The organism is Streptomyces sp. NPDC015171 (genome assembly GCF_043079545.1).
Classification (GTDB): Bacteria; Actinomycetota; Actinomycetes; order Streptomycetales; family Streptomycetaceae; genus Streptomyces.
Window position 1 is genome coordinate 87890 of sequence record NZ_JBIBUO010000003.1, and the last position, 17217, is coordinate 105106.

The 17217-nt window shown below is 74.8% G+C and carries 18 protein-coding genes; 6 read left to right on the forward strand and 12 right to left on the reverse strand.

The window, feature by feature from the left end:
- Positions 1–145: 145 nt before the first annotated feature.
- The 5 genes from ACF073_RS08765 to ACF073_RS08785 form a co-directional block, all read right to left on the reverse strand.
- Positions 146–1630, reverse strand: a complete 1485-nt coding sequence (locus tag ACF073_RS08765; protein ID WP_392067814.1) for an SPFH domain-containing protein — start codon at positions 1628–1630, stop codon at positions 146–148.
- Between the two features lie 133 nt (positions 1631–1763).
- Positions 1764–1988, reverse strand: coding sequence for a hypothetical protein (locus ACF073_RS08770; protein ID WP_392067815.1), 225 nt, complete (start codon positions 1986–1988; stop codon positions 1764–1766).
- 20 nt (positions 1989–2008) lie between these two features.
- A complete protein-coding gene (locus ACF073_RS08775; protein WP_392067816.1) occupies positions 2009–3436 on the reverse strand; it encodes an amidase in 1428 nt (475 codons plus the stop codon).
- Positions 3437–3472: 36 nt separating this feature from the next.
- Complete coding sequence (locus ACF073_RS08780) at positions 3473–3919, reverse strand: hypothetical protein (RefSeq protein ID WP_392067817.1); 447 nt, start codon at positions 3917–3919, stop codon at positions 3473–3475.
- A gap of 553 nt (positions 3920–4472) precedes the next feature.
- Complete coding sequence (locus ACF073_RS08785) at positions 4473–5030, reverse strand: NAD(P)H-dependent oxidoreductase (RefSeq protein ID WP_392067818.1); 558 nt, start codon at positions 5028–5030, stop codon at positions 4473–4475.
- A 101-nt stretch (positions 5031–5131) separates the two neighbouring features.
- Between ACF073_RS08785 and ACF073_RS08790 the strand changes: the two genes are divergently transcribed.
- A complete protein-coding gene (locus ACF073_RS08790) occupies positions 5132–5812 on the forward strand; it encodes a TetR/AcrR family transcriptional regulator (RefSeq protein ID WP_392067819.1) in 681 nt (226 codons plus the stop codon).
- Positions 5813–6355: 543 nt separating this feature from the next.
- On the opposite strand, the gene ACF073_RS08795 is transcribed toward ACF073_RS08790, so the two are convergent.
- Positions 6356–7504, reverse strand: coding sequence for an FAD-dependent oxidoreductase (locus ACF073_RS08795; RefSeq protein WP_392067820.1), 1149 nt, complete (start codon positions 7502–7504; stop codon positions 6356–6358).
- Entirely contained in the window at positions 7501–8181 is a 681-nt protein-coding gene (locus ACF073_RS08800; protein WP_392067821.1) for a TetR/AcrR family transcriptional regulator, read from the reverse strand. The genes ACF073_RS08795 and ACF073_RS08800 overlap by 4 nt, the downstream gene beginning before the upstream one ends.
- 193 nt (positions 8182–8374) lie before the next feature.
- Between ACF073_RS08800 and ACF073_RS08805 the strand changes: the two genes are divergently transcribed.
- On the forward strand, positions 8375–9388 hold the full coding sequence (locus ACF073_RS08805) for a LacI family DNA-binding transcriptional regulator (protein ID WP_392068888.1): 1014 nt from the start codon (positions 8375–8377) through the stop codon (positions 9386–9388).
- 45 nt (positions 9389–9433) lie between these two features.
- Here the strand turns inward: ACF073_RS08805 and ACF073_RS08810 are convergent, their stop codons facing one another.
- Positions 9434–9826 carry a thioredoxin family protein gene (locus ACF073_RS08810; RefSeq protein ID WP_392067822.1) on the reverse strand — a complete coding sequence of 131 codons (393 nt, stop codon included), beginning with the start codon at positions 9824–9826 and terminating at the stop codon, positions 9434–9436.
- Between the two features lie 170 nt (positions 9827–9996).
- Here ACF073_RS08810 and ACF073_RS08815 point away from each other — a divergent pair, with 170 nt between their 5' ends.
- Positions 9997–11427, forward strand: coding sequence for a dihydrolipoyl dehydrogenase family protein (locus tag ACF073_RS08815; protein WP_392067823.1), 1431 nt, complete (start codon positions 9997–9999; stop codon positions 11425–11427).
- A 32-nt stretch (positions 11428–11459) separates the two neighbouring features.
- Here ACF073_RS08815 and ACF073_RS08820 read toward each other — a convergent pair whose 3' ends face one another.
- Positions 11460–12104 (reverse strand): peptide deformylase, encoded by a 645-nt coding sequence (locus ACF073_RS08820; RefSeq protein WP_392067824.1) that lies wholly within the window; start codon positions 12102–12104, stop codon positions 11460–11462.
- 422 nt (positions 12105–12526) lie between these two features.
- Between ACF073_RS08820 and ACF073_RS08825 the strand changes: the two genes are divergently transcribed.
- Both ACF073_RS08825 and ACF073_RS08830 read left to right on the forward strand, forming a co-directional pair.
- Positions 12527–12925, forward strand: a complete 399-nt coding sequence (locus ACF073_RS08825) for a BlaI/MecI/CopY family transcriptional regulator (RefSeq protein ID WP_392067825.1) — start codon at positions 12527–12529, stop codon at positions 12923–12925.
- Positions 12926–12931: 6 nt separating this feature from the next.
- Complete coding sequence (locus tag ACF073_RS08830; RefSeq protein WP_392067826.1) at positions 12932–13873, forward strand: M48 family metalloprotease; 942 nt, start codon at positions 12932–12934, stop codon at positions 13871–13873.
- 73 nt (positions 13874–13946) lie between these two features.
- Here ACF073_RS08830 and ACF073_RS08835 read toward each other — a convergent pair whose 3' ends face one another.
- A complete protein-coding gene (locus ACF073_RS08835) occupies positions 13947–14294 on the reverse strand; it encodes a tetratricopeptide repeat protein (RefSeq protein WP_392068890.1) in 348 nt (115 codons plus the stop codon).
- 77 nt (positions 14295–14371) lie between these two features.
- Positions 14372–14851 carry a MarR family winged helix-turn-helix transcriptional regulator gene (locus ACF073_RS08840; RefSeq protein ID WP_392067827.1) on the reverse strand — a complete coding sequence of 160 codons (480 nt, stop codon included), beginning with the start codon at positions 14849–14851 and terminating at the stop codon, positions 14372–14374.
- A gap of 212 nt (positions 14852–15063) precedes the next feature.
- On the opposite strand from ACF073_RS08840, the gene ACF073_RS08845 reads away from it, so the two are divergent.
- Positions 15064–15735 carry a chaplin gene (locus tag ACF073_RS08845; protein WP_392067828.1) on the forward strand — a complete coding sequence of 224 codons (672 nt, stop codon included), beginning with the start codon at positions 15064–15066 and terminating at the stop codon, positions 15733–15735.
- Positions 15736–15850: 115 nt separating this feature from the next.
- Here the strand turns inward: ACF073_RS08845 and ACF073_RS08850 are convergent, their stop codons facing one another.
- Positions 15851–17206, reverse strand: a complete 1356-nt coding sequence (locus tag ACF073_RS08850; RefSeq protein ID WP_392067829.1) for a hypothetical protein — start codon at positions 17204–17206, stop codon at positions 15851–15853.
- Between the last annotated feature and the right edge of the window lie 11 nt (positions 17207–17217).

Consider the following 17217-nt stretch of genomic DNA (forward strand, 5'->3'; position numbering starts at 1 on the left):
GGCTCCTGGAACTCCTCGCCGAACCGGGACCCGCCCATGCCGCCGCGGCGAACCCGGCCCCCGGCCCGTGCGCGATCGCCGGCTCGTGCACGCGCACGGCCGGGGCCCCGGAGAGGGACCCCGGCCGCACGGTGACCGGTCCAGCTCAGCCCTCCTGATCCACCGCCACCTGCTGGCGCGGCGGGGTCACTCCGTTGAGCGTGGGCGAACCGCCGTTCACGGCATGCTCGTTGTCGCCCATGGAGGCGAGCAGCTTGCGGGCGAGACCCAGGCCGGTGCCGCCCATGGTGAGCGCCTTGGCGAACATCTCACCCATGCCGTCGGCGCCGTTGAGCAGCACCATGTTGTCGACGTTGCCGAAGGCGGACGCCCCGGCCTGGACGATCTCCGGCCACTTCTCGGCGAGTTGCTGGGCGACGACGGCCTCCTGGTTCTCCGCGAGGGCCGCGGCACGTGCCTTGATCGCCTCGGCCTCCGCCAGGCCCTGGGCCCGGGTCGAGGCGGCCTCGGCCAGACCCTTCGCCTGCGCGGCGGCGGCCTGTGCCTCGCCGGTGGCCCGGGTGGCGGCGGCGGTCGCCGCACCCCGGGTCTTGGTCGCCTCGGCCTCGGCTCCCGCCGCGGCCTTCACCCGGGTCGCCTCGGCCGCGGCGGCCAGCTCCGTCTCCTTCGCCTTGGCCTGGGCCGCCGAGATCCGCGCGTCACGCTCGGCCTCGGCCAGCGTCCGGGTCTCGTAGGCCCTGGCGTCCGCCGGCTTGCGGACGTCCGCCTGGAGCTGCTGCTCACGCCGGTGCGCCTCCAGTTCGGCGACCCGCGTCTCCTGGACGACGACCTCCTGCCGGGACGCGGCAGCCGCGAGCGGACCGGCCTGCTCGGCCTTGGCCGCCGCCTTGTCCCGCTCGGCCTGGTAGCCGGCCTGGAGGATCTCGCTGTCCCGGGTGGCCTCCGCCATCCGCGCGAACGACTGCTGTTCGGCCTCGGTGGCCAGCCGGTTCGCCTCCGCCTGGGCGATGCGCGCGTCCCGCTGCACCGCCGCGGCGTGCGGCATCGCCAGGTTCTGGATGTACCCGGTCGGGTCCTCGATCTCATGGATCTGCAGCGAGTCCACGATCAGACCGAGCTTCTCCATCTCCGTACCGCAGGCCGCCCGGGTCTGCCCGGTCAGCTTCTCCCGGTCGCGGATCATGTCCTCGACCGTCAACCCGCCCACGATGGACCGCAGATGACCGGCGAAGACGTTGTGCACCCGCTCCGCCATCAGCCGCTGCTGGTCCAGGAAACGGCGGGCCGCGTTCGCGATCGACACGAAGTCGTCGCCCACCTTGAAGATGACCACGCCCCGCACCTTCAGCGGAATGCCCTGGTGCGTCACACAGTCCACGTGCAGCTCGGTCTCGTTCAGGTCCAGCGAGAGCTTGCGCACCGCCTGCACCCCGGGCAGCACGAGCGTGCCGCGCCCGGTGACGATGCGGAAGCCCATACCCTCCTCAAGGCCCTCGGTACGGTGCTTGGACCCGGAGATGACGAGCGCCTCGTTCGGCTCCGCCACCCGCCACATCAACTTGAACAGACCGATCAGGACGAGAACGGCAACGACGACCGCCCCCGCAACGACGCCGACCATCATCGGCATACGCCCCCTTTGCATGGTGCCCGTTCGGCACCGAACGAAGGGAGTGTGCGCCCATCGGCGACCCGGGTGAAGTCACTGACGCATCCTTGTTGCAATCTTGACGCATCCCGCTCTCACCTGGGCCGGAGCGGGCTCAACTGTCGTACACCGCCATGACGTAGACGGTCCGCGGCGGCAGGTACTCCACCACCGTCACCACCGTTCCGGTCGTGATCCGGGCGCTGCCGTCGGCCGGGTGCGCGAGGAAGTGCTCCGCGCCGCCGCGCACCCGCACCATCACCTCGCCGACCAGACCGGGACCGACCGTTCCCGTCACCCGCCCCATCAGCCCGACCATCGACGCGTCGTCCATGGCCATAGGGTACGGGCGGAACGCCGTCACCCGGCCGGTGTGTCCGCCTCCGCTTCCGTCCGCCGCGGCGGCCACCGCTCGTGCCAGCGCAGTTCCGCCTCCAGCTGCGCCGCCAGGGACACCAGGAGCGGCTCGCTGTGGGCGGGCCCGAGCAACTGCGCGCCGACCGGGAGTCCGCCCGCGAACCCCGCGGGCACGTTCACGCCCGGCCAGCCCAGCACGTTCCACGGCCACGCGTAGGGGCAGGCGGCGATGATCGCACGGTCCGTGGCCAGCCCGCGGAGCCCGTACAGGGCGCCGATCCGGGGCGGGGGCGCGGCCGTCGTCGGCGCCAGGATCACGTCGTACGACCCGAAGAACGCGCCGATCCGCCGGTGCAGCACCGCCTCGGCCCGCCGGGCCGCGCGCAGCGGCGCCCCGCCGAGCAGCCGGCCGAGCCGGGCCGCGCCCCGGGTGCGCGGATCGAGCAGCGCGGGGTCGGGGGCCTCGCTGACGTGCTCGGCGATCCCGGCGGTGGCGCGCGGCACGAACGTCAGCCCGATCTGCCCGTACGGCGGATCGGCCTCCTCGACGACATGCCCCAACCCGGCCAGCCGCTCGGCGAGTTCGAGGACCCGGACGCGGATCTCCCCGTCGAGCCTGGCGGGTACGGCGGTGAACGGCGGCTTCAGCGACAGGGCGATGCGCAGCCGGCCCGGGTCCCGGCCGACCGCGTCCGCCACCGTCAGCGCGGGCGGCCGGTGCGGATCCCGGTCGTGGTTGCCGCTGGCCGCGTCGAGCAGCAGGGCGGCGTCGGCGACCGAACGGGCGAGGGTGCCGTTGACCGTGATGCCCTGGAAGGACTCGCCGCGCGGCCAGGTGGAGATACGGCCGCGCTGCGGTTTGATGCCGATCAGATGGGTCCAGGAGGCCGGGATACGCACCGAGCCCGCCCCGTCGGAGCCGAGCGCGGCCGGGACGAGCCCGGCGGCGACGGCGGCGGCCGAACCGCCGGAGGAACCGCCCGGTGTGTGCCCGGTGTCCCAGGGGTTGCGGGTCTCGCCGAACGCCGGGCCCTCGGTGAACGGCCACTGCCCCAGCTCACAGGTGTTGGTCTTGCCGACGATCACCGCCCCGGCCGTGCGCAGCCGCCGTACCGCCTCGCCGTCGGCCGCCGCCGGCGGAAAGTCACCCCGGCAGCCGAACGCGGTCGGCTCGCCCGCCACGTCCATGTCGTCCTTGACCGCCACCGGCACCCCGAGCAGCGGGCGCCGCGCACCGGCGGCCAGCTCCCGGTCGGCGGCGTCCGCCTCCGCGAGCGCCGCCTCGGCGCGCACGATCCGGAAGGCGTTCAGTGTGGGCTGCGCGGCCTCGATCCGGGCCAGGGTCCGCTCCACCAGCGCACGGGCGGTCACCTCCCCGTCGGCCAGGGCGCGTCGGGTCTCCGCGAGGCCTGCGGCACGGTCGGGCGTCATGGGCAGAGCACCTCCGGGAGGCTCCGGACACGGTCTCTACCGAACGGTAACGTCCGAACGCGGGCGGCGTACGGTTTTCGTACAGGCGTCTCGGGGGCGTCGGCGCGGGAACCACCCGGCCGGCAGCCGCGGCGGCCACCCCGCCGGGCCGCGGGGCCGTCCCGCCGGCCCCGGCGCGGCCAGGACCCCGACGAGGGCGCGGACCCCGGCCCGGCCGCACCGCGCGCAGACGCGGACGCCGAGCCGCGGGCCGGCGCCGCCGCCCGGATAGGCGCAGGTCATGCGGGCGGTGTCGAGGCGGCCGCGGACGCTCGCGCCGACGGCGTGGACGCGCGCCCGGGCGGCGACCGTACCGGGCCGCATGCCGACGTCCGGCAGCAGCGTGCCCGCCCCGAGCGCGACCAGTCCGCCGGTGCCGGCGGGCCCGCCGAGCGCCGGGACGGGGGCGGAACCGGCCGCCACCAGGAAGCGGACCGCGTTCACCCGGTCGGGGCCGCGGCCGGTCCACCGGCCGGCCGGCGAACGACGTGACGGCCGTGGTGACCGCGTTGCCCGGCGCGAGCAGCCCGGTCGCGGCCGGGCCGAACCCGTACACCGGCCCCGGCCGGCAGCAGCGCGGGACGGTCCACGCGGCGGAGGAGCCGGCGGGCACCGTCGCCTGGTACCAGCAGGAGGGCGCGGCGCCGGTTCCGTTCGGGGCAGCCGGGTGGGTGCGGCGAGCGGCGAGCGGCGGCGGTACGACGGTCCTTTCGGCGGAGGCGTGTCGGGGAACGCGCGGGCGGGCGGCGCCGCCACGGCCAGGGTGAGCGGGGCCGCGAGGAGGCGGGGCGCCCGCCGGCCCGGCAGGCTGCCGGGGGCGCCGCCGGCCGTACGGGACAGCGGCATGCCCGCGAGGGCGTCGCCGGGCAGCGCTACGCCGATTCCCGGGGGCCGGCCCGGCAGCGAGCGGTTCCGCCGGGCGGGGCGACGGCCCGCGGGAAGCGGACGGCTAAGGGCCGGAGCCGTGGCGGCTCCGGCCCTTGGGGGACCCGGTGGGTCAGGCAGCGGCGCCCACGTTGCCGTGCAGCCGGGCCACGACCTCGGTCAGCTGGGCGGCGACCTCGGTGTCGTCGACCGGGTGGGTCTCGGCGAAGCGGGTCAGGGAGCCCGGGATGGACAGCTTGATGTCCTCGATCACCTTGCCGCCGGCGATGCCCACGGCCTTGCGGGTGTCGTCCTGGGCCCACACGCCGCCGTACTGGCCGAAGGCGGTGCCGATCACGGCGACGGGCTTGCCGCCGAAGGCGCCGGAGCCGTACGGGCGGGACAGCCAGTCGATGGCGTTCTTCAGGACGGCCGGGATGGTGCCGTTGTACTCGGGGGAGAACAGGAGGAAGGCGTCGGCGCCCTGGGCGGCCTCGCGCAGCTTCGCGGCGGCCGCCGGGACGCTGCCCTCGACGTCGATGTCCTCGTTGTAGAACGGAACGTCCGCGAGGCCCTCGAACAGCACGACCTCGGCGCCCTCCGGGGCGAGCTTCACGGCCGCTTCGGCGAGCTGGCGGTTGTGCGAACCGGCGCGGAGGCTGCCGACGAGCGCGAGTATGCGAACAGACATGAGAACTCCAAGGGAGGATGTAAAACGCACTGTCTCGATCCGGACCGAGGTCCGTTTAACTTGTATCACCCTAAACGGACCGTGGTCCAGTTTCCTTCCCGATGCTTTACGCTGTCTTCATGTCCCGTCCCCTGCCATCCTTCCCGGAGTCTCAAGAGCCCTTCGAAGCACACCAGTTGCTGGAGTTCGGCCCGGCCCCCGACGAACCGGGGCTGCGTGCCGACGCGGCCCGGAACCGAGCCCGGCTGCTGGAGGCCGCCGCCCGGCTGATCGCGGAGCACGGGGTGGCCGGAGTCACCATGGAGGCGGTGGCAGCGGCGGCCGAGGTCGGCAAGGGCACCGTGTTCCGCCGCTTCGGCGACCGCACCGGGCTGCTGATGGCCCTGCTCGACCATTCGGCCAAGCAACTCCAGGCGGACTTCCTCGGCGGGCCCCCGCCGCTCGGCCCCGGGGCACCGCCCCTGGAGCGGCTGCGGGCGTTCGGCGTCGCGGTGCTGTACCGCTCGGCCGAGCAGCTGGATCTGCACCTGGCCGCGCAGCCGGAGGCGACCCGTCGCTACTCCCACCCCGCGACCGGCTCGCTGCGCACCCACGTCACGATGCTGCTCCGCCAGATCGTGCCCGGCGCCGACTGCGACCTCCTGTCCCACACCCTGCTGGCCTCACTGGACCCCGCCCTGATCCACCACCTGACCCGCCAGTGCGGGATGCCCATGGAACGACTCGAGACCGGCTGGCTGGACCTGGTCGCCCGGGTGACGCGGACGGAGCGGGCCGGGTAGAGGGGGCGCGAGTCAGGGCCGGGGCCGGGGCGGCTACCGCCGAGGTTTGGTGGGGGTGGCCCGGTGCGCGGTGGGCTTGGTCCGCGGCCCTGCTCTGCGGCTCGGCGTGGCGACCGGTGGCCCGAGCGCCGTGGTCGACGACCCGGCTCGCGTGCGGCGGCGTCGAGTCGGCGGCAACCGAACCACCAGGGCAAGCTGCGCGCCGGTCGCCCGGCCGGTACCGCTGGCCGGGATCGCCGACGCCGCACGCAACGCCGAGCACCGGTCACCAGCCATCGGCCATCCGTCAGGCGGTGACCGCCGGCAGAGTGCGCCGGGTCGGCCGGTCGCCGGGCTGAGCCGTGTCCCCGGTCCGAGCGTGTCGGAGGTTCCCTCCCCGGGATCTCTCCTGCCGGGAGCCCGGCCGGGGCTCGGCGACCGGTGGGCTGGTCGGGTGGACCGTTCCGCTGAGGCGACCGGCGACCGGTCGGCGATCGGCTACCGGCGATCGGCAACCGGCAGCCGATGCCCCGGTCTGCGCGTGGCAGCCCCGGTGGCGCCCTGTCAGTCGTCCTGGTTCGTGAACATGTCGAGCAAGCCCTGCGGCGCGTCCGCGCGGAACAGCAGTTCCTGGCTGCGGGCCGAGTCCGCGGCGGACGCCTCGGCCCGCGGGAACATCCGGGCCTCGTAGGCGGCCAGCGCGGCCTCGGTGTCGCCGGGGTGCGCGGCCAGCGCGAGGCCCAGCTCGGCGCCGTCGAGCAGGGCCAGGTTGGCGCCCTCGCCGGCGAACGGGGACATCAGATGGGCGGCGTCCCCGAGCAGGGTGACCCCGGGCACCGGGTCCCAGCGGTGGCCGACCGGCAGGGCGTGGATCCGGCGCGGCACCAGCGGCCCGTCCGCGTCCGCGAGCAGCGCCCGCAGCCGCTCGTCCCAGCCGTCGAACTCCTTCAGCACGGCCGTCCTGGCCGCCTCGGTGTCGGTGAAGTCGATGCCGTCGAGCCAGTCCTCCGGCGCCGTCACCGCGACGTACACATGCAGACTGCCGTCCGTCTCCCGGTGGGCGAGGAAGCCGCGGCCCGGACCGAGCGCGAAGAACATGCCGCCGCCGACCACCTCCGCGCTCACCGGATGCCTGACGTCCGCGGCCGTCAGGTCCGCCTCCACGAACGACACGCCCGTGTACGCGGGCCGCGCCGCGGAGAGCAGCGGGCGCACCCGAGACCAGGCGCCGTCCGCGCCGACCAGGACGTCCGTGGTGAACTCGGAGCCGTCCGCGAGCGTCACCCCGTGCCGGCCGCCGCCCAGCGGGTGCGCGCCGGTGACCTTGGCGCCCCAGCGGACCGTACCCGCGGACAGGGAGCCGAGCAGCAACTCGCGCAGCTCGCCCCGGTCTATCTCGGGACGCCCGAGGGAGCCGTCGTCGGACTCGGCCAGCCGGAGCGTGCCGTCCCGGTCGAGGACCCGCATGGCCTGGCCGCCGGGGTGGACGCGGGCCAGGAACTCCGCGTGCAGACCGGCGGCCCGCAGCGCCTCCTGGCCGGAGTCGTCGTGGATGTCGAGCATGCCGCCCTGGGTCCGGGCGCCGGCGGACGCCTCCAGGTCGAACAGTGCGGCCTCGATGCCGTGCACCTGGAGCACACGGGCGAGGGCGAGCCCGCCGAGGCCCGCGCCGACGACGGCGACGGGGTGGTGGGGGAGGGGCGTGGTGGTCATGGGGCCTCCTGGCCTTCGGTCGGTACGGTGGTCCGCTCGATGCCGTTGATCAGGGTCTGGAAGGCCCACGACAGGCGGGCCTCGGGTGAGCCGGACAGCAGCACGCCGGCACCGGCGGCGATGTGCGGATGGGTGGCGGCGGGCACCTCGCGCAGGGCGCGGGCCACCGCCTGCCAGGCGTCCGGGGACTCGTCCCCGGCGTGCTCGGCGGCGGTGGAGGTGGCGTGCTGCAACAGCAGGTCCACGCCCCACGCGGCCTGGGCCTGCGGCACCCCGCCCGACCGGAGCAGGTCGAGAAGGGTCTCGATCAGGCGCAGGTAGTGCGGGCCGCTCGGCCGTGCGGTCAGCGCCGAACGGGCCAGCGACGGATGCGCCAGCAGCATCGCGGTGTACTCGGTGAGCACCCGCTCCAGCCGCTCCCGCCAGCTGCCCTCGGCCGGTGCGGGGCCGATGGTGCCGAGCAGCTCGTCCAGGACGGCGGCGTGCAGCTCGTCGGTGTTGCGGACGTACACGTAGAGCGAGGCGGGGCCGGTGTCGAGCTCCTGAGCGAGGCGGCGCATCGTCACCTTGCGGAGCCCTTCCGCCCGCAGGATCGCGACGGCGGCGGCGACGATGCCCTCCCGGGTCAGGGCGGGCTTGGCGGGGCGCTCACGGCGTGAGCGGGGGGCGGCGGTCATGTCTCCAGGGTAACGAACATGTTCGTTGCGAACAAGTTCGACATGAACGCGTTCGTCGATGGATAGCACCCATGGGCATGGGCGGTGATATGGGCATGGACATCGCGTTCGTGCCGGGATGCGCGGGTGCCGACTTCGTCGAACCATGAACCACGACGCCCCGCCCGCTTCCGGCCTGCGCCCCTCTGCCAAGATGCGGTCTGTCATGGTGCAGATACCGAACACGCCCACGAGTGCGGACGTGGCCCGCCTGGCCGGCGTCTCACGCGCGACCGTCTCCTACGTCCTGAACAACACCAGCGCCGTACGGATCAGCGAAGCGACCCGCCGACGCGTGCACGAGGCCGCCCGGGAACTGGGCTACGTCCCGCACGCCGCCGCCCGCAGCCTGCGCGCCGGGCACAGCCGCATCGTCGTGATGCCCGCCCCGGCCATCCCGGTGGGCCACCTCTACAGCAGGTTCCTGAGCGAACTCCAGTGGGCGCTCGGCCGGCTGGAGTACACCGTCGTCCAGTACGGCAGCGTCGGCCTCCAGGGCGACGAAGCCGCCCGCGCGTGGGCCGAGTTGCGGCCGGTCGCCGTGCTGGTGCCGGGCGCGGGACTCGGCCCCCAGGGCGTCGCCGTCCTCAAGCGCTCGGGCGCCCGCGCCGTGGTCACCCTCGGCCCCTGCCGCATCGAGGGGGCGCACGCCCTGCTGATGGATCACGAAGCCGTCGGCCGCTGCGCGGGCGCCCATCTCTACGAGCGGGGCCGGCGCCGGATCGGTGTGGTCGTGCCCGGGGAACCGGGCCTGGAGGACTACGCGCGGCCCCGGCTCGCCGGCGTACGCGAGGCGATGCGCGGCACGGACGCCACCGTGACGGAGCTGCCGCTCCCCTACACCGAGCGGGCCGCGGCCGAACTGGCCGCCGGCTGGGCGGCGTCGGGCCTGGACGCGGTGTTCGCCTACAACGACGAGTACGCGATGCTGCTGATGCGCGCCCTGCAGGACGAGGGCGTGCGGATCCCCGAGGACGTCGCCGTGATCGGGGCCGACGACCTGATGCTCGGCAGACTGCTGCGGCCCCGGCTCAGCACGGTCCACATCGAGCTGCCCTCGGGCCGTGAACTCGCCGAACTGGTCGACCGCGCGGTGCGCGACCCGGGCGCCGAGCCCGAGGTGCACACCGTGCTGGGGGCCTCGGTGGTGCGGCGCGAGTCCAGCTGACCCGGCGCCGCGCCGGTCACGTCACCGCCTCGGCCCCCGCACGCGTTACTGCTGCTCCTGGCCCTGCTGCTGGCCCTGCTCCTGGGTGGCGATGTTCTTGCGGACCTCGTCCATGTCCAGGTTGCGGGCCTGGTCGATGAGGTCGGCGAAGACCTGCGCGGGCAGGGCACCCGGCTGGGCGAAGACCGCGACCTTGTCACGGATGATCATCAGCGTCGGGATCGACTGGATGGCGAACGCCGCCGCCAGCTCCGGCTGCGCCTCGGTGTCCACCTTGCCGAACACCAGGTCGGGGTTGTCCGCCGCGGCCTTCTCGTAGACGGGCGCGAACTGCCGGCACGGGGGGCACCACTCGGCCCAGAAGTCGATCAGGACGAACTCGTTCTGATCGACCAACTGGTCGAAGTTCTCCTTGGTCAGCTCCACGGTGCTGCTCATGGCGTGAGTCCCTCTTCCTGGTGTGGGGGTGTGCCGACGGCGCCAACACCGCCGCCGGGCTCCCTATTCCATCCGCTCCGTCCGGGGCGGGTGTGTCCCCACCGTGCACCCGTGTGTTCCGCGCGCGTACCCATGTGGCCAGGGCGCACACCACCCACCAGACTGACCCCATGACGGAAACGGAATCCATCGCGTACGACGTCGTGGTGATCGGGGGCGGGCCCGTGGGGGAGAACGTCGCCGACCGCACCCGCGCGGCCGGCCTCACCACCGCGGTCGTGGAGAGCGAACTGGTCGGCGGCGAGTGCTCGTACTGGGCCTGCATGCCCAGCAAGGCCCTGCTCAGGCCGGTCATCGCCCAGTCCGACGCGCGGCGCCTGCCCGGCCTGAGCCAGGACGTCCGAGGTCCCCTCGACACCCCCGCCGTCCTGGCCCGCCGGGACTACTTCACCTCGAACTGGCAGGACGAGGGGCAGGTCCGCTGGCTCGACGGCATCGGCGCCGACCTGTACCGGGGCCAGGGCCGCCTCGCCGGCCCCCGCACGGTGACGGTCACCGGCTCCGACGGCACCGTGACCACGCTGACCGCCCGGCACGCCGTGGCCGTCAGCACCGGCACCCGCGCCCAGCTGCCCGACCTGCCCGGCCTCGCCGAGGTCAAGCCGTGGACCAGCCGTGAGGCCACCAGCGCCAAGGCCGCCCCCGGCCGGCTGATCGTCGTCGGCGGCGGTGTCGTCGCCACCGAGATGGCCACCGCCTGGCAGGCCCTCGGCTCCCGGGTCACCCTGCTGGTGCGCGGCAAGGGCCTGCTGAACCGCATGGAGCCGTTCGCCGGGGAGCTGGTCGCCGAGGCACTCGCCGATGCAGGCGTCGACGTCCGCACCGGCACCTCCCTGGAGTCCGTCACCCGCGAGAACGGCACGGTCGTGGCCGTCACCGCGACGGGCGACCGGATCGAGGCCGACGAGATCCTCTTCGCCACCGGCCGTGTCCCGCACACCGACGACGTCGGCCTGGAGACCGTCGGCCTGGAACCCGGCTCCTGGCTGGACGTCGACGACAGCCTGCGCGTCACCGGCACCGACTGGCTGTACGGGGTCGGCGACGTCAACCACCGCGCCCTCCTCACCCACCAGGGCAAGTACCAGGCCCGTGTCGCCGGCGCCGCGATCGCCGCCCGTGCGGCCGGCAGCACCCTGCGGGACGAGCCCTGGGGCGCGTACGCGGCCACCGCCGACCACGACGCCGTACCGCAGGTCGTCTTCACCGAACCGGAGGCGGCCGCCGTCGGCCTCTCGCTCGCCGAGGCGGAACAGGCCGGCCACCGCGTGCGCGCCGTCGACGTGGAGTTCTCCTCCGTCGCGGGCGCCGGCCTGTACGGCGACGGCTACAAGGGCCGCGCCCGCATGGTCGTGGACCTGGACGAGGAGATCCTGCGCGGGGTCACTTTCGTGGGCCCCGGGGTCGGCGAACTCGTCCACTCGGCCACCATCGCGGTCGTGGGCCGCGTCCCGGTCGGCCGGCTCTGGCACGCCGTCCCCTCGTACCCGACGCTGAGCGAGGTGTGGCTGCGGCTGCTGGAGGCGTACCGGGACAACTGACCGGACAATGAGCCGGACAACTGGGCGGCGGGTCAGGGGAGTTCGAACCCCAGGGCGTCGGCCGCCGCCTCCGGTGCCGGCTGGGCCCACAGGGCCGCCACCGCCTCGTTGGTCGACAGCGAGCGCAGCTCGGCGCGGTCCAGGTACAGGGTGCCGTCGAGGTGGTCCGTCTCGTGCTGGACGATCCGGGCGGGCCAGCCGGTGACCACCTCGTCCAGCGCGCGGCCGTGCTCGTCCGCGCCGCGCAGCCGCACCTCGGCGTGCCGGGCCACCACCGCCTGCCAGCCCGGCACGCTCAGGCAGCCCTCGAAGAACGCGGCCCGGGCGGTCCCGACCGGCTCGTACACCGGGTTGACCAGCACTCGGAACGGCTGCGGGAACCGGCCCCGGGCCACGGCCACCTCCTCGGGCACCGGCGCCGGGTCCTCGATGACCGCGATCCGCAGCCCCACGCCCACCTGGGGCGCGGCAAGCCCGACACCGGGGGCCGCGTGCATGGTGACGCGCAGGGCCTCGACGAACCTGGCCAGCAGCGCGGGGCCGAGCTGACCGTCGTACGGCTCGGTGCCGCGCCGCAGCACGGGCCGGCCGGCCGCGACGATGGGCAGCGGTCCGCCGGCGGCGAGGAGTTCCTCGACCCGCTCGGCGAGCGGTGAGTCTTCACGGGGAGGTGCCATCGCGTCAGGATGCCACGCCCCCGGGCCGCCCTGTGCGGCACTCGTCACCAACACCCCGGGGAACCCGGCCCTTTCGCGGTCCGGCGACCGGACCGCCCCCGGCGCGGGCGCCGCGTCCGTGCCGGGCCCGCGCCGCCGTCGCGGTGCCCGGCCGGTTCGTGCCGCCGCCCGGCATCCCGCCGGCCGCCTTCGTCACCGCCGGCTCCGGCCGTCGGCTCCCGCCGCCCCCGGCTTCCGCGGTGAGACCGCCCCCTGGCTCGGGCGCCGCGCCTGCGGGCGGCCCGGCGGTGTGAAGTAGCGTGGGGCGGTACGTGCCCGAGCGGCGCGCGGGCCGAAGGGCTCGCGGCACCGGCAGCGGCGGCCCCGGAGGCGAACCGAGCCGGCGGCGGGCCGGCCGAACAGAGCGGAAGAGGAGTCGGGAGATGGCGCGGGAGGGCGGCCGGGCCCGGCGGCGCGGGCAGGGCGAACTGGAGGGCCAGGTCCTCGGCGCGCTGCGGGACGCGGACGGGCCGGTCACCGCGGCCTGGGTGCGGCAGCGCCTCGGCGGCGACCTCGCCTACACCACCGTCGTCACCATCCTGACCCGGCTGCTCGCCAAGGACGTCGTCGCCCGCGAACGCCAGGGCCGGTCCTTCCTGTGGACGCCGACGGCCGACGTGGCCCGGCTCGCCGCGCTGCGCATGCGCCGGCTGCTGGACGGCGAGCTGGACCGCGAGGCGGTGCTGGCCAGCTTCGTCACCGCGCTGCCGCCGGGCGACGAACAAGTGCTGCGGGCCCTGCTCGACATCCCGGGCGCGGACGCCGGCGGTACGGAAGACTGACCGCACATGGGGCTCTTCGTCTTCCTGCCGCTGGTGCTGCCGCTGTCCGCGTGGCCCGTCGCCCGGCTCGCCGAGACGCGGCTGCACCCGCGCACCGCCACCCGGCTGCTCACCGCGGTCGCCGTCGTCATGGCCGTGTGCAGCACGCTGTGCCTGGCCCTGCTCATGGTGGTCGGCACCGCGCAGCTGCCCGGCAATCCGCTGCCGGACGGCTGGTCCGACCCGGAGGTGCGGGCCGCCGTCCCGCACGACGAGGTGGCGGGCCGGCTCGCCATCCCCGCGCTCGCCGTGGTCGCCGTCGCCTGCGCCCGCACCCTGTGGCGGCACCGCTCCGTCACCCGCCGTGCCCGCCGGGCGCTGGCCGGGGTGCGGGGACCCGCGGTGGCGGTCCTGCCCGACAGCACGCCGTACGCGTACGCCCTGCCCGGCGTCCGGGGCCGGGGCCGCGGCCGGATCGTCGTCACCACGGCGCTGCTGGCCGGGCTCGCCCCCGCCGAGCGGCGTGCCCTGTTCGCCCATGAGCGCGCCCATCTGAGCGCCCGTCACCACCGTCATCTGCTGGCCGCGCACCTGGCCGCCCGCGCCAACCCGTTCCTGCGTCCGCTGCGCACCGCCGTCGTCTACACGGCCGAGCGGTGGGCGGACGAGGAGGCGGCGCGCGTGGTCGGCGACCGGCGCACGGTCGCCCGTGCCATCGGCAAGGCGGCCCTGCTGTCCCCGGGCACCCCGGCGCCGACCCTGGCCGCGCTGGCGGCGACCGGCCCCGTGCCGCGCCGGGTGGCCGCGCTGCTGGGACCCGCCCCCGTGGCCCGTCCCTGGCCGCCGGCGTTCACCGCGGTCGGCCTCGCCGCCTGGGGAGCCGCCGCCGGGGCGCTGGTGTCCGCGATGTCGTCGGCGAACTCGGCGGTCTCCCTCTTCCTGATCCTGCACGCGGCGACACCCCTGTGACCCGCGGGGCGTGTGACCCCGGACATGCCGGGGGCCCGGCCCCCGACGGGGAACCGGGCCCGGGACGTGCGCCTCACTCCTGCGGGAAGTCGCCCGCGAGCGCCGAGGCGATCCTCAGATGCCGCTCCGCCTCCTCGTGCCGGGACTGCCGTTCGAGCGTGCGGCCCAGCATCAGCCGGGCGTAGTGCTCCACCGGGTCCCGCTCCAGGACGGCGCGCAGTTCGGCCTCGGCGCGGCGCAGCTGGGCCGAGTGGTAGTAGGAGCGCGCCAGCAGCATCCGGGGCCCCGTCTGCTCCGGCACCTCCTCGACCAGTCCGGCCAGCACCCGCGCCGCACTCGCGTAGTCCTTCGCGTCGAAGAACCGCTGCGCGCGCTCCCAGCGCTCGGCGGCGGTGCCGTGGTCGTAGTACGTGGTCCCCACCTGCGTCGTCTCCCCTTGCGTCTCCACTCGTGACCTCCTTCGACGGACACAACGGAACGCAGTTGTTGAATATTCCACTACTTGGGGGAGGGTGGGTCGAGCGGCATGTCGAGCGGGGTGTCGAGCAGGGCGGTCAGGTCCCGGGTGAACTCCCGGGCGCGCGGGCTGCCGGGGCCGCCGAGGGGCGCGAGCAGGCGGCCCAGCAGCCCCTGGACGACGTCGATCGCCTTCCGGGTGGTCTCGCGGCCCTGCTCGGTGAGCGCGAGCTGGACCGCGCGCGGGTCGTCCGGGTCCCGGGTGCGCTCGACGAGGCCGGCCGACTCCAGGGCGCGGGCCAGCTTGGAGACGTAGAGGGCCTCGAGGCCGGTGTGGTCGGCGAGGCGGCGCTGGCTGGGGCGCAGGCCGGAGCGCTGCATGCCGTACAGCGAGGCCACCAGGGAGTACTGTGCGTGGGTCAGGCCGAGCGGTGCCACCGCGCGGTCGACGGCGACCCGCCACTTCATCGACAGTCGCCACACCAGGAAACCGGGCGTGCCCTCTTCGGTAACCCTGCTCATAGCAATTAAGGTACATGGCTACTATCTGGTCGCGAAACCGGGCCTGACCTCGCTCGCCGAGTCGAAAGCGATCGAAATGTGTCACTCGTACCGGGCAAACGGCTGAAACGCCATAACTTGTGTGGTTTCGCCGCCGTTTCACGGGGTGCGGGTGAGCGCCCGCTACGTGTCTGGAAGGGCAGGGACCCATGAAGCGGGTTACCCGAAACACTGTGATCGCCGTTGCCGCCGTCTCCGGTGCGATGGCCATGGCGGGGACGGCGTACGCCGACTCCGCAGCCGACGGCTCCGTGAGCAACTCGCCGGGGGTGCTCTCCGGCAACGGCATCCAGCTGCCGGTGCACATCCCGCTGAACGTGTGCGGGAACACCGTGGACGTCGTGGGGCTGCTCAACCCCGCCATGGGCAACAGCTGCGCCAACGTGGGCGGCCACGCCGGCGGCAAGGGCGCCTCGTCCACGGCGGGCGGGGCCACGGCCAAGGAGGAGGTGCACGACTCGCCGGGCCTCATCTCCGGCAACGGCATCCAGCTGCCGGTCGATCTGCCGCTGAACATCAGCGGCAACACGGCGAACCTGGTGGGCATCGGCAACCCCGTCTTCGGCAACCAGTCCGTCAACACCTCGACGGACGTTCCCGAGACGCCGCCCGTGAAGGTCACCCCGCCGGTGCACTCCGAGCCGCCGGCCAAGCCGCACCAGCCGGCCAAGGCCCACGCCGTGCCGAAGCCGGACCCGGTCGTCGTGCCGCCGCGGGAGCCGGTCGGCACCCTCGCGAACACCGGTGCCGACGCGACCTGGACGGTGGCCGCCGCGAGCCTGGCGTCGCTGATGGGCGGAGCCGTGCTGTACCGGCGCTTCCGCCCGGGCGGGACCGGCCGGTAGGACCGGTGCGGGCCGCCCCGGCCGGCGTCCGAGGGGCGGCCCTTCCGAGGCCCGGAACGCCTTTGTTCCCGCCGCGGTCACGGCCCGGGGCGCCACGGGCCATGACCCCGCGCGATCACCAGCCGGTGAACAGCAGGTGGTTCAGCAGGAGCGCGAGCACGGCCTGCGCGACGAGCCAGGCGCGCTGACGAGGCAGCAGCGCGCCTGCCGCCAGCAGCCACATCGCGAAGGGCAGCCAGATGCGTTCCGTCTCCGCCTTGCTCATCCCGGACACATCCGCGATCAGCAGGGCGAGCAGCGCCGCCCCGACCAGCAGCGCCAGCCGGGCCTGTGCCGGGGGAGTCGTACGGCGGCGGGCGAGCACCGCTCCGGCCCGCCGCAGCCCGGCCGCCGTGGCCGGCCCGGTCATCAGTACCGTGCAGGCCAGGTTGGCCCACACCCAGTAGCCGTAGGGCCGGGTCCCGCCGACGCCCTCGTAATAGCGCGTGACCAGCAGCCGGTACGCCTCCCACCAGTCGAACCCGGCGAGCGTGAACACCAGCGGGACGACCGCCGCACCGGCCAGGAACAGGGCGAGCAGCACCGGTCGTTCACGGACCCGGCGCCGGCCCGCCACCAGTACGGCCAACCCGATCAGCGCGAAGAGCGTGAGGCCGTAGGAGAGGTAGCAGGTCAGGCCGAACAGCAGTCCGCTGCCGGCCGCCCAGGCCACCGAGCGCCCGGTGACCGCGAGGGCCAGCAGCGCCACGAACCACGCGGCGACCGCGGCGAAGTACCCGTCGGCCGAGGCACCCACCCACACCGCGGCCGGCGCCAGCACCAGGAACGGCGCCGCCCGCCGGGCCAGCCGCTCGTCGGCCAGCGCCCGCACCGTCACCAGCACCGCCGCACAGGCGGTCGTCCCGACGGTGATGCACCAGGCACCGGCCCAGCCGCCGCCCCCCAGGCCGATCCGGTCCAGGAGCACGAAGGTGACGGTGGCCGCCGGCGGATGCCCGGCGATGTGCGCGGGCCAGCGCTCGGGCGAGGCGCTCACGATGTGGTGGGTGAAGTCGCGCAGGGCGGCCGGAATGTCGTGGAAGCGGCCGATGACGGTGAGGTACTCGTTGCGGGTGGTGAGCCGGCCGGCCACGCCCCGCTGCCAGCCGTCGACCAGCGCCAGCGACCACGTCCAGGCCAGCGCCGTGGCCCAGGCCGCGAGGAGCAGCCCCCGCCACGGCAGCCGAGCGGCGACGGACGGCCCGTAGGCCGCCACGGCGACCGCCACCACGACGGCGGCCGGCGTGCCCGGCCCCACATGCGGGTCCCAGTCGGCGAACAGCGGCGGCCAGTGCACGAACAGGGTGCGGTAGGTGTCCTGGATGTGCCGGCCGACGAGCACGGCGACGAGGACGAGCAGGGCGGCGGCGAGGGCGGCACAGAGATCGGCGCGCAGACCGGGGTACCGGTCGCGGAGGGAAGGCTGGGTCACACCGGAACGCT

What these genes read in the sequence shown, in the direction of transcription:
- ACF073_RS08765 (WP_392067814.1), bottom strand. Translation starts at nt 1,630, where the DNA reads ATGCCGATGATGGTCGGCGTCGTTGCGGGGGCGGTCGTCGTTGCCGTT.
- ACF073_RS08770 (WP_392067815.1), bottom strand. Translation starts at nt 1,988, where the DNA reads ATGGCCATGGACGACGCGTCGATGGTCGGGCTGATGGGGCGGGTGACG.
- ACF073_RS08775 (WP_392067816.1), bottom strand. Translation starts at nt 3,436, where the DNA reads ATGACGCCCGACCGTGCCGCAGGCCTCGCGGAGACCCGACGCGCCCTG.
- ACF073_RS08785 (WP_392067818.1), bottom strand. Translation starts at nt 5,030, where the DNA reads ATGTCTGTTCGCATACTCGCGCTCGTCGGCAGCCTCCGCGCCGGTTCG.
- ACF073_RS08790 (WP_392067819.1), top strand. Translation starts at nt 5,132, where the DNA reads ATGCTTTACGCTGTCTTCATGTCCCGTCCCCTGCCATCCTTCCCGGAG.
- ACF073_RS08795 (WP_392067820.1), bottom strand. Translation starts at nt 7,504, where the DNA reads ATGACCACCACGCCCCTCCCCCACCACCCCGTCGCCGTCGTCGGCGCG.
- ACF073_RS08800 (WP_392067821.1), bottom strand. Translation starts at nt 8,181, where the DNA reads ATGACCGCCGCCCCCCGCTCACGCCGTGAGCGCCCCGCCAAGCCCGCC.
- ACF073_RS08805 (WP_392068888.1), top strand. Translation starts at nt 8,375, where the DNA reads ATGCGGTCTGTCATGGTGCAGATACCGAACACGCCCACGAGTGCGGAC.
- ACF073_RS08810 (WP_392067822.1), bottom strand. Translation starts at nt 9,826, where the DNA reads ATGAGCAGCACCGTGGAGCTGACCAAGGAGAACTTCGACCAGTTGGTC.
- ACF073_RS08815 (WP_392067823.1), top strand. Translation starts at nt 9,997, where the DNA reads ATGACGGAAACGGAATCCATCGCGTACGACGTCGTGGTGATCGGGGGC.
- ACF073_RS08820 (WP_392067824.1), bottom strand. Translation starts at nt 12,104, where the DNA reads ATGGCACCTCCCCGTGAAGACTCACCGCTCGCCGAGCGGGTCGAGGAA.
- ACF073_RS08825 (WP_392067825.1), top strand. Translation starts at nt 12,527, where the DNA reads ATGGCGCGGGAGGGCGGCCGGGCCCGGCGGCGCGGGCAGGGCGAACTG.
- ACF073_RS08830 (WP_392067826.1), top strand. Translation starts at nt 12,932, where the DNA reads ATGGGGCTCTTCGTCTTCCTGCCGCTGGTGCTGCCGCTGTCCGCGTGG.
- ACF073_RS08840 (WP_392067827.1), bottom strand. Translation starts at nt 14,851, where the DNA reads ATGAGCAGGGTTACCGAAGAGGGCACGCCCGGTTTCCTGGTGTGGCGA.